Origin of the sequence: Rhizobium sp. 42MFCr.1 (genome assembly GCF_000377185.1) — a bacterium.
Classification (GTDB): domain Bacteria; phylum Pseudomonadota; class Alphaproteobacteria; order Rhizobiales; family Rhizobiaceae; genus Rhizobium; species Rhizobium altiplani.
The window spans coordinates 70,773-85,940 of sequence record NZ_KB897826.1 but is presented as its reverse complement, the minus strand read 5'-3'; the positions used below and the strand labels follow the sequence as shown (position 1 = coordinate 85,940).

16 protein-coding genes and 1 pseudogene are annotated in these 15,168 nt (G+C 60.0%); 7 read left to right on the top strand and 10 right to left on the bottom strand.

Going from position 1 to position 15,168, the window contains the following annotated elements; translation table 11 throughout:
- Window positions 1-73 precede the first annotated feature (73 nt).
- The 5 genes and pseudogenes from C934_RS0111460 (at window position 74) to C934_RS0111445 (ending at window position 4,289) form a co-directional block, all read left to right on the top strand.
- On the top strand, window positions 74-1,126 hold the full coding sequence (locus C934_RS0111460) for a type III polyketide synthase (protein ID WP_018856865.1): 1,053 nt from the start codon (window positions 74-76) through the stop codon (window positions 1,124-1,126).
- Window positions 1,123-1,626: an isoprenylcysteine carboxyl methyltransferase family protein gene (locus C934_RS0111455; RefSeq protein WP_018856864.1), complete on the top strand. Its 504-nt coding sequence runs from the start codon at window positions 1,123-1,125 to the stop codon at window positions 1,624-1,626. The genes C934_RS0111460 and C934_RS0111455 overlap by 4 nt, the downstream gene beginning before the upstream one ends.
- A gap of 74 nt (window positions 1,627-1,700) precedes the next feature.
- Window positions 1,701-1,835: pseudogene (locus tag C934_RS36425) on the top strand (FAD-dependent oxidoreductase); the annotation flags it as partial.
- 25 nt (window positions 1,836-1,860) lie between these two features.
- Entirely contained in the window at window positions 1,861-2,967 is a 1,107-nt protein-coding gene (locus C934_RS31890; protein ID WP_018856863.1) for an FAD-dependent oxidoreductase, read from the top strand.
- Window positions 2,968-3,068: 101 nt separating this feature from the next.
- Window positions 3,069-4,289 carry a YeeE/YedE family protein gene (locus C934_RS0111445; RefSeq protein ID WP_018856862.1) on the top strand — a complete coding sequence of 407 codons (1,221 nt, stop codon included), beginning with the start codon at window positions 3,069-3,071 and terminating at the stop codon, window positions 4,287-4,289.
- On the opposite strand, the gene C934_RS0111440 is transcribed toward C934_RS0111445, so the two are convergent.
- The 8 genes from C934_RS0111440 to C934_RS0111405 all read right to left on the bottom strand — a co-directional run bounded on the left by C934_RS0111440 (window position 4,286) and on the right by C934_RS0111405 (window position 12,677).
- Entirely contained in the window at window positions 4,286-4,819 is a 534-nt protein-coding gene (locus C934_RS0111440) for a gluconokinase (RefSeq protein ID WP_018856861.1), read from the bottom strand. The genes C934_RS0111445 and C934_RS0111440 overlap by 4 nt on opposite strands.
- 52 nt (window positions 4,820-4,871) lie before the next feature.
- Window positions 4,872-5,711: a dipeptide ABC transporter ATP-binding protein gene (locus tag C934_RS0111435; RefSeq protein WP_018856860.1), complete on the bottom strand. Its 840-nt coding sequence runs from the start codon at window positions 5,709-5,711 to the stop codon at window positions 4,872-4,874.
- Window positions 5,708-6,544 (bottom strand): ABC transporter ATP-binding protein, encoded by an 837-nt coding sequence (locus C934_RS31885; RefSeq protein WP_018856859.1) that lies wholly within the window; start codon window positions 6,542-6,544, stop codon window positions 5,708-5,710. The genes C934_RS0111435 and C934_RS31885 overlap by 4 nt, the downstream gene beginning before the upstream one ends.
- A gap of 1 nt (window position 6,545) precedes the next feature.
- Window positions 6,546-7,436, bottom strand: coding sequence for an ABC transporter permease subunit (locus C934_RS0111425; RefSeq protein WP_018856858.1), 891 nt, complete (start codon window positions 7,434-7,436; stop codon window positions 6,546-6,548).
- A gap of 9 nt (window positions 7,437-7,445) precedes the next feature.
- Window positions 7,446-8,450, bottom strand: a complete 1,005-nt coding sequence (locus C934_RS0111420; RefSeq protein WP_016552833.1) for an ABC transporter permease subunit — start codon at window positions 8,448-8,450, stop codon at window positions 7,446-7,448.
- 90 nt (window positions 8,451-8,540) lie between these two features.
- Window positions 8,541-10,136, bottom strand: a complete 1,596-nt coding sequence (locus tag C934_RS0111415) for an ABC transporter substrate-binding protein (RefSeq protein ID WP_018856857.1) — start codon at window positions 10,134-10,136, stop codon at window positions 8,541-8,543.
- Window positions 10,137-10,468: 332 nt separating this feature from the next.
- Window positions 10,469-10,951 carry an iron-responsive transcriptional regulator RirA gene (gene rirA / locus C934_RS0111410; protein ID WP_018856856.1) on the bottom strand — a complete coding sequence of 161 codons (483 nt, stop codon included), beginning with the start codon at window positions 10,949-10,951 and terminating at the stop codon, window positions 10,469-10,471.
- A gap of 229 nt (window positions 10,952-11,180) precedes the next feature.
- Window positions 11,181-12,677, bottom strand: coding sequence for a CoA-acylating methylmalonate-semialdehyde dehydrogenase (locus C934_RS0111405; RefSeq protein WP_018856855.1), 1,497 nt, complete (start codon window positions 12,675-12,677; stop codon window positions 11,181-11,183).
- Between the two features lie 192 nt (window positions 12,678-12,869).
- On the opposite strand from C934_RS0111405, the gene C934_RS0111400 reads away from it, so the two are divergent.
- Together C934_RS0111400 and C934_RS0111395 are read left to right on the top strand one after the other, a co-directional pair.
- Window positions 12,870-13,184 carry a putative quinol monooxygenase gene (locus C934_RS0111400; protein ID WP_018856854.1) on the top strand — a complete coding sequence of 105 codons (315 nt, stop codon included), beginning with the start codon at window positions 12,870-12,872 and terminating at the stop codon, window positions 13,182-13,184.
- Window positions 13,181-14,062, top strand: a complete 882-nt coding sequence (locus C934_RS0111395) for a LysR family transcriptional regulator (protein ID WP_018856853.1) — start codon at window positions 13,181-13,183, stop codon at window positions 14,060-14,062. Before C934_RS0111400 ends, C934_RS0111395 begins: the two co-directional genes overlap by 4 nt.
- Before the next feature lie 21 nt (window positions 14,063-14,083).
- Here C934_RS0111395 and C934_RS0111390 read toward each other — a convergent pair whose 3' ends face one another.
- Both C934_RS0111390 and C934_RS0111385 read right to left on the bottom strand, forming a co-directional pair.
- Entirely contained in the window at window positions 14,084-14,551 is a 468-nt protein-coding gene (locus C934_RS0111390; RefSeq protein WP_018856852.1) for a DUF4174 domain-containing protein, read from the bottom strand.
- A 64-nt stretch (window positions 14,552-14,615) separates the two neighbouring features.
- On the bottom strand, window positions 14,616-15,080 hold the full coding sequence (locus C934_RS0111385) for a hypothetical protein (protein ID WP_018856851.1): 465 nt from the start codon (window positions 15,078-15,080) through the stop codon (window positions 14,616-14,618).
- Between the last annotated feature and the right edge of the window lie 88 nt (window positions 15,081-15,168).

The following is a 15,168-nucleotide window of genomic DNA, read 5'->3' as shown; positions in this document are numbered from 1 at the left end:
CGATCTCGGTGCGGGCGAATAAATGCGGGCCTGACGTGTTAGCCGCTCACGCGCCGGGCAAAAGGAGCATCCCGTGAGTGATACCGTAAAACTGTTGAGTCTTGCCGTCGCGACGCCGGAGCACGTCATCACGCAAAAGGAGGCGGCGGAAACCTCTGCGCGCCTGTTTTCGTCCCGCTTCAAGGATTTTTCGCATTTGGCAAGCGTCTTCGAGAATGCCGGCATCAAGAGACGTTATGCCGCCCGTCCGCTGGAATGGTTCATCGAGCCGCACGGTTGGCAAGACAGAATGGAGGCTTATGGCGAAGTCGCGCGCAGCCTGTTTTTCGAGACGGCCACCCATGCACTCAAGCAGGCCGGTCTAAAGGGATGCGACGTCGACTGCATCGTCACCATCTCGTCCACGGGCATTGCTACACCGAGCCTCGATGCACAGCTCGCAGAGAAAATGGGCTTCCGCTCGGACATCGAACGCGTTCCCGTTTTCGGACTCGGCTGCGCAGCAGGTGTTTCCGGGTTCGCCATCGCCTCGCGATTTGCCCGCGATCGGCCGGGCGCAACGGTGCTTTTCGTGGCAATAGAACTTTGCACTCTGGCTTTCCGGCTGGACGAGCTGACGCGCGCAAACATCATCGCCACGGCACTTTTCGGCGATGGCGCGGCCGCCTGCATTCTCCGGGCGGGGCGAGAGGGTAAGGCCGAAGTCGAGTCGACGGGGGAGCATCTTTTCCCCGATACGCTCGGTATCATGGGCTGGAAGATCGACGACACCGGCTTCGGCGTGGTTCTCGCTCAATCGCTACCGCCCTTTGCCGAGACGGAACTCGGCCCGGCCGTCGACGGGATATTGGCGAGAAACGGTCTCTCTCGTCGCGATATAGGTCGCTTCATCTGCCATCCCGGCGGCGCGAGAGTGCTTATGGCCCTGGAGAGCGCGCTGTCGCTAGAATCGGGAACCCTGGATCACGAGCGCGCGGTGCTTGCGGAATACGGAAACATGTCCTCGCCGACGATCCTCTTCGTGCTGGAGCGCGCCTTGAAGGAGGGATTGCCGGAACGCAGCGCGATGGTCGCCCTAGGACCGGGTTTCTCCGCCAGCTGCGTGACCTTGAAGAGAGCGGCATGATGTGGCCCTCCCTTGCACTGCTCGCCTTCGTGACCGCACAGCGCCTCGCGGAACTCGCCCTTGCCCGCCACAATACGCGGGTGCTTCTAAACAGCGGCGCGAACGAGGTCGCGCCGCAGCACTATCCTTTCATGGTAGCGCTGCACGGCTGTTGGATCGCCGGATTGTGGCTGCTGGCGATCGGTCGTCCGGTCGACGCAATCTGGTTTGCCGTCTTCATGGTTTTGCAGGCTGGCCGGCTCTGGGTCATCGGCACGCTCAAGGCGCGGTGGACAACACGCATCATCGTTCTCCCGGGCGCTCCGCTCGTCAGCAGCGGACCCTACCGATTCATGGCTCATCCGAACTATGTCATCGTGGCTGGCGAAATCGCCGTCCTTCCGCTTGCCTTCGGGATGCCCCTCTACGCGGCGACATTTTCAGTGCTGAACGCGGCCGTACTTTACGTCCGCATCAAAGCCGAAAACGAGGCACTCAGAACGACAATGTTTTTGAAATAAAACGACATTTTTCGTTTGCGTGCAGCCTGCCGTAGTTGCATTTTCATTGCTTGGAATAGTTGGAATGCACGGCAATGACAAAGAATGCAATTGTACTGGGCGCCGGTATCGTCGGCGTGTCGACGGCCATTCATCTGCAGCGCAGGGGTCGGCAGGTGACGCTGATCGACCGCAAGGCCCCCAGGCAAGGAGACCTCGTTCGGGAATGCCGGGCTCATTCAACGCGAAGGCGTCGTGCCGTACGGTTTTCCGCAGCAACTCGGGCTTCTGATCCGCTACGCTTTCAACAACCGGATCGACGCTCACTACCACCTCAAGGCGCTGCCCGGACAGCTCGCCTTCCTTGCGCGCTACTGGTGGAATTCCGGCGCGAAACGCCATGAGATGATCTCCCGCGCCTATGCCCCGCTGATCGAGCACTCGATCTCGGAGCACAATGATCTGATCGAAGCGTCCAATGCACAGCACTTGATTCGCAAGAACGGCTGGATGGAGATTTTCCGCACGGCTGGCCGGCGCGACGCGGAATTTGCCGAGGCAGAGCGCCTTAGAGCCGAGTTCGGCGTCATGCACGAGCAGTTGGACGCCGCAGCCGTCGCGCGGCTGGAGCCTCATATCAAGGGAGATTTCGTCGGCGGCCTGCGGTGGCGCGATCCTTGGTCCGTACTCGATCCGCACGGTTTGACGATGGCCTACCGCACCTACCTCGAGAGTCTGGGCGGAAGGTGTGTCACTGGCGACGCCAATTCGCTCGGTCGCTCCGGCTCGAGCTGGCGGGTGGTCACCAGCGAGGGGGCTCTGGACGCGGAAGATGCGGTTTTGGCGCTCGGCCCCTGGGCTGCTGTTGCAACACGTCGGCTCGGCTATGCCTTCCCGCTCGGCGTCAAGCGAGGCTATCACATGCATTATGCCGCGGCAGGCGATGCGACCCTCAACAACTGGACGCTCGATGCCGAGCGCGGTTATTTCCTCGCGCCTATGAGCCGGGGCATCCGGCTGACAACAGGTGCGGAATTCGCGGCACTCGATGCGCCGAAGACACCGGTGCAGCTCGATCGCGCCGAGAAGGTGGCACGCACAGTCTTTCCGCTCGGCGAGCGGCTCGATCCGGAGCCGTGGATGGGCGCCCGACCGTGCACGCCCGACATGATGCCTATCATCGGTAAGGCGCCCCGGCACGACGGGCTGTGGTTCGCATTCGGCCACGCTCATCACGGGTTGACGCTCGGGCCTGTCACCGGCCGCGCCCTGGCGGAAGCGATCACCGGCGAGGCACCGTTCATCGATATTTCGGCCTATTCGCCGCAGCGCTTCTCGCACGCATACCAAACAGGCTCATAGAAGGACAACAATCCGCCAGACCGGCGGAAAGGAGGACCTGATTCCTCCAACGTTTACGCCGAGTTGCCTATAAGACGAGGGAAACTCTCAGAAAATCCAACATGTCTATTGCCTCCTCCCCCGCCCTCGAGACACGGCAGCCCCCGCTCGGCACGCCGGGTCTCGGCGCGCTCGTCGTTCTTGTCCTTGGCACACTACTGCTCGGCTACTATTACGGCCCGGCTCAGGGCGCACTGTTCCTTGTCGGCGGCGCCCTCGGCATTGCCCTCTATCACGCCGCCTTCGGCTTCACCTCCGCATGGCGCGTCTTCATCATGGATGGTCGCGGACGCGGCCTGCGCGTGCAGATGATCCTGCTGGCGATCGCCGTCGTGCTGTTCTTTCCGTTCCTGGCGAGCGGCACGCTGTTCGGCCATGAGGTCAAGGGTTCGGTGTCGCCCGCAGGCATCGGCGTGCTCGTCGGCGCCTTCATGTTCGGGATCGGCATGCAGCTCGGCGGCGGCTGCGCTTCCGGTACGCTGTTTACCGCCGGCGGCGGAAATGCGCGGATGCTCATCACCCTGTTCTTCTTTATCGTCGGCTCGGTGCTCGGCACCGTGAATTTCGACTGGTGGGTGAGCCTGCCGTCACTTCCACCGACCTCGCTGGTACAGAGCTTTGGCGCCATCGGCGGCATCGCGGTCTCGCTGATCATCTTTGCAGCGATCGCCGCACTGACTGTTGTCGTCGAGAAGCGCTGGCACGGCTCGCTCGAAAAGGAAGCGCCCTCCCCGCGCCGCGGCTTTTCGCGTTTCCTGCGCGGACCGTGGCCGCTTGTCCTCGGCGCCGTTGCCCTTGCCTTGCTGAACTTCGTGACTCTGTCGATCGCCGGTCGCCCCTGGGGCATCACCTCGGCTTTTGCACTTTGGGGCGCCAAGGGCGCACAGATCATTTGCATTGACCCGACCGCCTGGGCTTATTGGCAGACGCCCGCCAATGCCAAGGCGCTGGCCGACAGCGTCTTTGCGGATATCACCTCCGTCATGGATTTCGGCATCATTGCAGGTGCAATGCTCGCCTCGTCGCTCGCCGGTCGATTTGCACCGAGCTGGGATATTCCGCTGCGTTCGGTTCTAGCTGCTGTGATCGGCGGCCTGCTGCTCGGATACGGCGCACGCATCGCCTACGGTTGTAACATCGGCGCCTATTTCTCCGGCATCTCGTCGGGCAGCCTGCATGGCTATCTCTGGGCCGTGGCCGCATTTGCCGGCAATGTCATCGGCGTTCGCCTGCGGCCCTATTTCTTCTTCGAGAAGAAGGTCCTGCTGCGGACCGACGGCTAAGCAACGCCCAAAGACTTGAGATCGCGGAGCGCCGTTTCCGCCATCCCTTCGATTGTATTGTCGATATCGACGGTCACGACGCCGAGCTCGCCGGTCGGCACTTCGAGTGTCGCGAGTTGGCTTTCCAGCAAGGATGCAGGCATGAAGTGACCCTTGCGCTCACCCATCCTCTTCGTGAGCAGCTCCTTCGAGCCTGACAGATAGACAAAACAGAGTTTTCCATTCACTGCCTTGCGCAGCCGGTCGCGATAGATGCGCTTCAACGCCGAGCAGGAAACGATGACGCCCTGCCCACGATCAAGCGACGCTTTCATTGTCTGACCGATGAGGTCGAGCCAAGGCATCCGGTCGTCATCCGTCAAGGGAATGCCCTTCGACATCTTCTCGACATTCGATGCAGGATGCAGCTGGTCGCCCTCGACAAATTGCATGCCGAGGGCGTCCGAAATCTTCAGGCCGATCGAGGACTTGCCGCAACCACTGACCCCCATGACGATGATGGCGTAAGGGGTTCCGTTGGTCTCTGGCATTGCTTGTCTCTCTCAGCGTTCCGGCACTCCCGGGGACGGGAGAACGACGACCTTATGAAGCAGCGAGTGTCGCACTCTTGCGCGCAAGGCGAGCCTTGATGGTGTCAACATCCGCGCGCGGCGTGGCCGCAAACAAGGTCTTCGTATAGCTGTGCTGCGGATCGTTGAAAACCTGATCCCGCGCGCCATACTCCACAGCTTCACCGAAATACATCACCATGACGTCGTCGGCCATATAGCGGACGACCGAGAGATCGTGGCTGATGAAGACATATGTGAGGTTCAGCTCGTCCTGCAAATCCGCGAGCAGATTGAGAACCTGAGCCTGGACCGAAAGGTCGAGTGCAGACACCGGCTCATCGAGAACCAGAAGCCGCGGCTTCAGCATCAAAGCGCGGGCGATCGCGATACGCTGGCGCTGGCCGCCGGAGAACATGTGCGGATAGCGATTGAAATGGATCTCCTGCAGGCCGACCTTCTTGAGCATCGCCATCGCCAATTCGCGCCGCTCAGCGGCGGCCGTATCGGTGTTGATGATCAGGGGCTCCATCAGGATGTCGCCGATCTTCTTGCGCGGGTTCAGCGAGCCGTAGGGGTTCTGGAAGACAATCTGCACCTTGCGGCGAATTTCCGGTGTCAGATCGCCTGCAGCGATATCGATCTTCTTGCCGTCGATGAAGAGATCGCCACCGCTCGCCGGATCGATCATCGTGACGATGCGGGCGAGCGTCGACTTGCCGCAACCGCTTTCGCCGACGATCGCCAGCGTCTTGCCCTGCTCTACCTTGAAGCTCACACCCTTGACGGCGTGTACGGTTCTCTCCTTCTTGAAGAGACCGCCCGGCAGATAATAGTTGCGGACAATGTTCTTTGCTTCGAGGACTGGCGTCATTGGGCCGCTCCCTTGAAAATTTCGCCGATGGTCGGCAGTCGATCACCGGTGGCATTTTCCGGCAGGGCGGCAAGCAGCGCTCTCGTGTAATCGCTCTTGGGCGACTCGAAGAGCGACAGGACGTCGGCCTCTTCCATCTTGCGGCCCTTATACTGCACGATCACGCGATCGGCTGTCTCGGCGACAACGCCCATGTTGTGCGTGATCATGATCAGGCCCATGCGGTGCTCCGTCTGCAGCCGCATCAGGAGATCGAGGATCTGCTTCTGAATGGTGACGTCGAGCGCAGTGGTCGGCTCATCGGCAATCAAGAGCTTCGGATTGCAGGCGATTGCGATGGCGATCATGACGCGCTGGCACTGACCACCCGACATCTGGTGCGGGAAATGGCCGAGGCGCTCGGCAGGATTGGGAATACCAACGGCCTCGAACAGCTCGATGGCGCGCTTGCGCCGTGCAGCCTTGTCCAGCCCCAGATGGATTCGCAGAACTTCTTCGATCTGGAAGCCGACGGTAAAACAGGGATTGAGGCTGGCGATCGGCTCCTGGAAGATCATCGACATATCCTTGCCAATGATCTTGCGCCGCTCGCTCGCCGACATGCCAAGCAGGTTGCGGCCGTCGAAGACCATCTTGTCGGCCGTTACCTTTGCCGTCCAGGGCAGAAGGCCCATCGCCGCGAGCATGGAGACCGACTTGCCGGATCCGGATTCTCCGACGATTGCCAGGACTTCACCCGCATCCACCTTGAGCGACACGCCATCAACTGCGCGAAACGGGCCCGTGGACGTCTGAAACTCAACGGCGAGATTTTCGATTTCAAGAAGTGCCATATCAGGACCTCTTCAGCTTGGGGTCGAGCGCATCGCGCAGGCCGTCGCCCATCAGATTGATGGCAAGAACGGTGATCAGGATGCAAAGACCGGGGAAAGTGACGAGCCACGGGGAGCTCTGGAAGAATTCGCGCGCATCGGCAAGCATCGTGCCCCACTCCGATGTCGGAGGCTGGGCGCCCATGCCGAGGAAGCCGAGGGCTGCGGCATCAAGGATCGCGGCGGAGAATGCGAGCGTTGCCTGAACGATCAGCGGAGCCAGGCAGTTCGGCAGGATCGTCTTGAACATCAGACGGAAGGTGCCGGCGCCCGCGACGCGCGACGCTACGACATATTCCTTTTCGCGTTCGCTGATGACGGCGGCGCGCGTCAGCCGCACGAAATGCGGCTGGTTGACGATCGAGATGGCGATCATGGCATTGAGCAGGCCCGGTCCCAGAACGGCGACCAGCACGAGGGCCAGCAGCAGCGAAGGGAATGCCAGGATGATATCCATGACGCGCATGATGAAGGTGTCGACGCGGCCGCGGAAATAGCCTGCAACGAGGCCGAGCAGCACGCCGGCGACAGCCGACAGCGAGGCGACGACGAGGCCGATGAACAGCGAGAAGCGCGTGCCATAGATGAGGCGCGACAGCATATCGCGACCGACGGCATCCGTTCCGAGCAGGAACATCGGATTGCCCTTGTCCGACCAAACCGGCGGGACGCGCTGCATGCCGTCGAAAGGAACGTTCGGATCATGCGGGGCAATCAACGGCGCGAAGATCGCTGTCAAAAGCACGAGCAGGAAGATGCCGAAGCCGATGACGGCACCCTTGTTGCGAGAGAAATAGTACCAGAACTCAGAGAGCGCTGACGGCTGGGTCGACTTGGTGGTTATCGCACTCATAAGCCGCTCCTAGTGACGAATACGTGGGTTGATCAGACCGTACATGAGGTCGACGATCAGATTGACGATCATGATGATGCCGGCGATGAGCAGCAGGCCACCTTGAACGACGGTGTAGTCGCGCTTGAAGACCGCATCGACCATCCACTTGCCGATACCAGGCCAGGAGAAGATCGTTTCTGTCAGGATCGCGCCGCCGAGCAACACGCCGACCTGCAGACCAATCGACGTCACGACCGGGATCATCGCGTTGCGAAGCGCGTGCAGGCCAACGACGCGGATGGGGGCGAGACCCTTGGAGCGCGCGGTGCGAACATAATCTTCGCCGAGCACTTCCAGCATGGCCGAGCGCGTCTGTCGCGCGATGACCGCAAGCGGAATGGTGCCGAGAACGATCGTCGGCAGAATGAGCGAGACGAACGCCGACTTGAATGCACCGGCCTGGCCGGAGAGCAGGCTGTCGATCAGCATGAAGCCGGTGACCGGCTTGAAGAAATACATCAGCGAAATGCGGCCGGACACGGGTGTCCAATGCAGCGTGTTCGAGAAGAGAACGATGAGCAGCAGGCCCCACCAGAAGATCGGCATCGAGTAGCCGACGAGGGCAACGCCCATCACGCTCTGGTCGAACCAGGTTCCTCGCTTGACCGCGGCGAAGACGCCGGCGGGAATGCCAAGCACGATGGCAAAAATGATCGCACAAAGCGAAAGCTCAAGCGTCGCCGGAAAGAGCGAGCCGAACTCCTGCAGAACCGGGCGCTTGGTAACGATCGACGAGCCCAGATCACCCTGCACCACGTTACCGAGGTAATCCAGGTATTGAACATAGACGGGTCGATCGAGGCCGAGATCATGCATGACCTGGGCATGGCGTTCCGGCGCCATCACGCGCTCGCCCGACATCAGCATGACCGGGTCACCGGGCAGCAGGCGGATGAACGAGAAGGCGATGAGTGAAACGCCGATGAAGGTTGGGATCAGGATCGCGAGGCGTCCGATGAGAAATCGCAACATTGGCAAGTGTCCATAGTGTTCCGGCGGTCAGGTATCAAACCTGACCGCCGGCCAAGCCCGGGATTGCCGGGCATCTTTGCATAATTTTGATTACTCGGCGATATCAACGCCGTCGAAACGGTGAACACCAACCGGATCCTGCACGTAGCCGGAAACCTTGGCGCTCATCGGTACGAATTCCGTGGAGTGATCGATCGTCGCCCACGGAGCTTCCTTCTTGAAGACGACCTGCGCCTGTTCGTAGAGCTTGGTGCGCTCTGCGACGTCAGCGGTCTTCTTGGCCTTCTTCACGAGATCGTCGAATTCCTTGTTGCACCACTGTGCACGGTTGTTGCCGCCGACGGCTTCGCAGCCGAGCAGGGTGTCAAGGAAGTTGTCCGGGTCGCCGTTATCGCCGGTCCAGCCGAGGATCGCAGCGCCGTCACGGGCCTTGTCCTTGGAGAGCTTGAGGTATTCAGCCCATTCGTGGGTGACGATGTCGACCTTGACGCCGACCTTGGCAAGGTCAGCCTGCATCAGTTCAGCGGCGCGACGTGCGTTCAGCATGTACGGACGCGAAACCGGCATAGCCCAGATCTTCATGCTGAGATCCTTGACGCCAGCCTTTTCGAGCATCTTCTTTGCTTCGTCCGGGTTGTATACGTCATCCTTGATGTCGTCGTTATACGACCACATGGTCGGCGGGATCGGGTTCTTGGCAACCTGGCCAGCACCCTGGAAGACGGCCTGCACAATCGCCTGCTTGTTGATCGCCATGTTCAGCGCCTTGCGCACTTCGGCCTTGTCGAACGGAGCCTGGAGCGTGTTGTACGCGAGATAGGAAACGTTCAGGCCTGGCTGTTCCAGAACCTTCAGGTTCGAGTCCGTCTGCAGGTCCTTGATGTCAGCCGCGTTCGGATACGGCATGATGTGGCATTCGCCGGCCTTCAGCTTCTGAGCGCGGACGGAAGCGTCCGGGGTGATCGCGAACACGAGATCGTCGATCTTTTCCTTGCCCTTGAAGTAGGTTTCGTTGGCCTTGTAACGGATGACAGCATCCGGCTGGTAGGCAACGAAGGTGTACGGACCGGTGCCGAGCGGCATCTGGTTCATCTGTTCCATCTTGCCGTCAGCCTGCAGCTTGTCAGCATATTCCTTCGACAGGACGGACGCGAAGTCCATTGCCAGGTCGGCGAGGAACGGTGCTTCCGGATGGTTCAGGGTGAACTTGACGGTCAGGTCGTCGACCTTCTCGACGGACTTGATGAGTTCCGGGAAGCCCATGCCCGCGGCATATTCGTATGAAACGCCGGCAACGTACTTGGCCCAGGGGCCGTCAGCCTTCAGCTGGCGCTCGAACGAGAAGACGACGTCGTCAGCGTTCAGATCGCGGCTCGGCGTGAAGAATTCGGTCGTCTGGAACTTGACGCCCGGACGCAGCTTGAAGGTGTAGACCGTACCGTCGTCGGAAACCGTCCAGCTTTCGGCCAGGCCCGGCTCAATTTCGGTCTTGCCATGTTGGAACTCGACGAGACGGCTGTAAACCGTACGCGAGGAGGCATCGAAGGTGGTGCCTGCGGTATAAATGCCCGGATCGAAGCCTTCCGGCGACCCTTCAGAGCAGTAAACGAGCGTTTTAGACCAGGCTGCGGATGCCATGGCCGAAGCCAGGACCGTCGCGGCCAGCAAGACAGACATCTTTTTCATGATATCGTTTCCCAGGTTTGTTCTTTTATTTGAGATCCCGGGGAACCCGGAATGACGGCAGATGGAACGACATTTGTTTGCTGAAATCAACGACCGAAGTGGAAAATTCTTCCAGATGGGCAACTTTAGTAATTTTCCGCCAAAAATGGGCCGCACTTAGAAATAAACGGACTGAATAAACGTGATTCTTGTCGCATTTGGTATAATTTCGCGCCAGCTGCGACCTTTTCACACACGCGTCACGCGAAACTCCCGACAAAAAACTCCCCTAGAACGGAACGGCCGCGGCATTTGACGCTGCCGCGGCCGGATCAAAATTTCGTCATCGCCGATCAGGCAGCGGGTGCCACGACGGGGGATTTGCGGCGTTCGTGCTCGCCGGTCAGGCCCAGCAGGAAGTTGATCTGCGGCCGCGCCTTGACGAGGTCGTCAATCGAATATTGCGCCAGCACGTCGAAGAAAGCGTTGAGGGCCTTGCGCAAGGCGGAGTTCAAACCGCAGCTGTCGACAAGCGGGCACTCGACCATGCCGTCATCCTCGAAACACTCTGCCATTGCAAAACTGTCTTCCGTGACGCGAACCACGTCGAAGAGGCTGATGTCTTTCGCAGGCTTGCCGAGCCGAACGCCACCGTTGCGACCGCGAACCGTCTCGACCAACCCTGCCTTGTTCAGAGGCTGCAGGATCTTGAACAGAAAGAGTTCGGAAACACCGTATGCCTTGGCAATCTCCGGAATCCGGCTCAGCTGCCCCTCATTGGCAGCACAATACATCAACATGCGAACCGCATAGTTGGTCTGCTTGGTCAAACGCATGCCGATCTCCAGAATCGTCAGTTACACGTGGTCTATATAGTGGCTTTGCTAGTTTTGAACAATTCCAAAATATGAAAATCATAATCATCTTATGTGAGACGGATTGCCGCGACGTTATTTGGTCCGGAACCCGGGATCATGTCACGCGAGACTTTCGGTGACGGCCAGAACCACGTTCAACGCAAATTGGGGGCCGAAGCCCCCAACTCAATAACATCGTTCGTTCGTCTTACTTCATCGTCGGCATGACGAATTCGGCGCCGTCCTTGATGCCCGAGGGCCAGCGGGCGGTAATCGTCTTCGTCTTGGTCCAGAACTTGATCGAGTCCGAACCATGCTGGTTGAGGTCACCGAAGCTCGAGGCCTTCCAGCCGCCGAAGGAATGATAGGCCAGAGGAACCGGGATCGGGACGTTGATGCCGATCATGCCGATGTTGATGCGCGAGGCGAAGTCACGGGCGGCATCGCCGTCGCGGGTGTAGATCGCGACACCGTTGCCGTATTCGTGCTTCATCGGCAGGTCGAGCGCTTCCTCGTAGTTCTTGGCACGGACGACGGAGAGAACGGGCCCGAAGATCTCCGTCTTGTAGATATCCATGTCCGGCGTGACATGATCGAACAGCGTACCGCCGACGAAATATCCGTCTTCATAACCCTGCAGCTTGAAGCCGCGGCCATCGACGACGAGCTTTGCACCCTGCTCGACGCCACGATCGATCAGTCCGTTGACGCGGGCGTAGGCTTCCTTGGTAACGAGCGGACCCATATCGGCCTTCTCGTCCGTGTAGGGGCCGATACGCAGCGATTCGATCTTCGGCGTCAGCTTCTCGACGAGGCGATTAGCGGTTTCCTCGCCGACCGGGACGGCGACCGAGATCGCCATACAGCGTTCGCCGGCAGAGCCGTAACCTGCGCCCATCAGTGCGTTGACGGCCTGGTCCATGTCTGCATCAGGCATGATGATCATGTGGTTCTTCGCGCCGCCGAAGCACTGGGCGCGCTTGCCGTTCATGGCGGCCGTTCCGTAGACGTAGCGGGCAATCGGCGTGGAGCCGACGAAGGAGACCGCGCCAATATCCGGATCCGTCAGGATAGCGTCGACGGCAGCCTTGTCGCCATTGACGACGTTGAGGATGCCTGCCGGGAGGCCTGCTTCGATCATGAGTTCGGCGAGACGCAGCGGCACGGACGGGTCGCGCTCGGACGGCTTCAGGATGAAGGCGTTGCCGCAGGCTATTGCCGGCGCAAACATCCACATCGGGATCATGGCCGGGAAGTTGAACGGGGTGATGCCCGCACCGATGCCGACCGCCTGGCGCATGGAGTACATGTCGATTGCCGGGCCGGCGCCTTCCGTGAATTCGCCCTTCTGCAGATGCGGAATACCACAGACGAATTCGCAGACCTCAAGACCACGAACGATGTCGCCCTTGGAGTCTTCGACTGTCTTGCCGTGCTCGGTCGAGAGGAGGACAGCGAGTTCATCCATGTGCTTGTTCAGCAATTCGACGAACTTGAAGAAGACGCGGGCGCGGCGCTGCGGGTTCGTCGCCGCCCACTTTGGCTGAGCGGCCTTGGCGTTCTCGACTGCGGCGCGCAGTTCCTCGACATTTGCCAGCGCCACAGTGGCCTGGACTTCGCCGGTTGCCGGGTTGAAGACGTTGCTGGTGCGGCCGCTGGTGCCGGCGACGTGCTTACCGCCGATGAAATGACCGATCTCACGCATGGATGTGCCTCCTCCTGTTTTTGGATGCCGAAACAATCACACTTCAATTTGCACAAATCAATGCGCTGAGATAAGCAACCGTTGTGCGTAAATTGAAGCCCAGCTGATCGAGCTGATGCTTCTCTCAAGGTCCACGCAGGACTCCGCTAGACTACCACGGTCGATGCAAACTGAAGAGGAGATAGTGCTTCGATGAGCACGAAACTGGTTGTCAGAATGGCCGAGCTCGAAATCGATCCCGACCAGCTTGAAATCTATCGCCTTCTGTTGACCGAGGAGATCGAGGCCTCTGTCGCACTGGAGCCCGGCGTTCTGTCGCTGAACGCCGTTTCCCTCAGGGACAGTCCGCAAAAGATCCGTATCCTCGAGGTCTATGCGAACCAGGCAGCCTACGAAGCGCACCTGCAGACACCGCATTTCCTCAAATACAAGAACAGAACCGCGGGAATGGTGAAGTCCCTGACGCTCATCGACGTCGACCCGATCATGATGCGTGGCAAGCCATGAACTGGGACGATGTCCGCATGTTCCTGGCCGTGGCCCGCACCGGGCAGATCCTTGCGGCCTCGAAACGTCTGGGGCTCAACCATGCCACCCTCTCTCGACGGCTCACCTCGTTGGAAGAGGCGCTGAAGAGCCGCCTCTTCGTCCGCCGCACAAATGGCTGCGAGCTGACGGCCGAGGGCGAGGTTTTCCTCGCCTCTGCGGAGCGGATGGAAACCGAAATGCTGTCCGTGCAGGCAAATCTTGGCCGTACCGATACGGCAATCGCCGGGACGGTGCGGGTGGGAGCGCCCGACGGTTTCGGCGTTTCCTTTCTCGCGCCCCGCATGGGTCGACTGATCGAGCGTCATCCGGAACTGAAGATCCAGCTTGTGCCGGTGCCGCGATCATTCTCGCTTTCACAGCGTGAGGCGGATATCGCCATCACGCTGGAGCGGCCCGAACAAGGCCGGCTCGTGTCGGCCAAGCTCACCGACTACACGCTCGGCCTTTATGCATCACGAAGCTATGCCGAACTTAATGGCCAGCCCGCCAACGTCGAGGCGCTGAAACAGCACCGGCGGATCGGCTATGTTGAGGACCTGATCTTTTCCCAATCGCTGAACTTCACCGGCGAGGTGATGCGGAACTGGAACGCCGCCTTCGAGATTTCTTCGGCGACGGGGCAGACAGAAGCCGTGCTTTCCGGCGCCGGGATCGGCATCCTGCACGACTATATTGCCCGGCAGAATCTCGAACTCGTGCGCATCCTGCCCGATATCTCGATCCGGCGAGCGTACTGGACGACGTTTCATGAAAGCGCACGCGAACTCGTGCGGGTGCGTACCGTTTCCGATTTCCTGCAGGAACTCGTGGCCGCCGAGCGCCACATATTCCTGTAACATCGGGTCAACGCGGCAGGGTCAGTCGCGCTTCTCAGATTCTTCGCTCGTCTGCTGCTTCTCTGCCGCAACTTCGGCAGCGCGCACCGGCATGCTGTCGATGATCGCAAACAGTTCGGCGCTGGTGACCGGCTCGCTCACCTTGAGCTTTACCGTTCCATCCTTGCCGACGAGAAAGGCTGCGAACTCTCCGGCAGTCGGATCACCCAAATCGCGGGCAATCGCCGCAGCGTCCAGCTTTTCGCCAGCGCCGAAAAGCTCCCTGACACTGCCGCCGACGATCTTGAGAATGACCATATCGCGGTCCTGCAAGGCATCGCGATCGGCAAGCAACTGGTTTTCCTGGCGAGCAGCCCGCGCGTTTCCCTTGTCTGCAAAGATGACAAGGACACGGTTCCGCCACTGGAATTGCTCAAGGCTCGCAATGGCGGAATAGGCTTCGTTGCCTTCATCCACCTTGGTCGCGCCATATAGAAGCGTCTTCGACATGCGCATTTCTCCTATCGACTAGAACGTCCAAGGAGCGAGCGCGGTTCCATCCCCAATCGATCGCTTAGCTGCGCCAGGATTTTCGCGACTGCCACAAGGCGCCGAACAGGATGAGCAACAGCGGAACGCTGCCATAGGACAAGGAGACTTGCGCCAACTGATCCAGTCTCTGGGGAGGTGCATCAACCGCGATCGGATTGCGTATAAGGCTCGCGCTGAGACTATAGGCAGCGCGCGAGACGGCCGCGACCGCGATGATCAATCCGGCCATGTCGATGAAGCGCGAATGTGCCCGCATGCTATCGATGACAACGGTAGAAAGGCCGCACAGAAAGGCCACCAGCAGCAGATAGGCCGCCCCACCCAGCAACCGGAAATCCCCGAGAACGATATCGTCCGACTCGCTGACCAAGCTGACTTTCAGGACTGGGAGCAAGACCGCAAGAATGGCAAGGACGGCAAGCGCGCTACGCTTGATGAGCTCGTTCAAATCAATCCGCGTGGCGCCAATGCGTCGAGCCCGGCTCATTGCCCTCTCCTCTATACACAAAACCGCCGAAGTGCACAGGCACCCGGCTCGTTCGAGGGCGGACATTTGCGATGAAGTTGCTAACGCA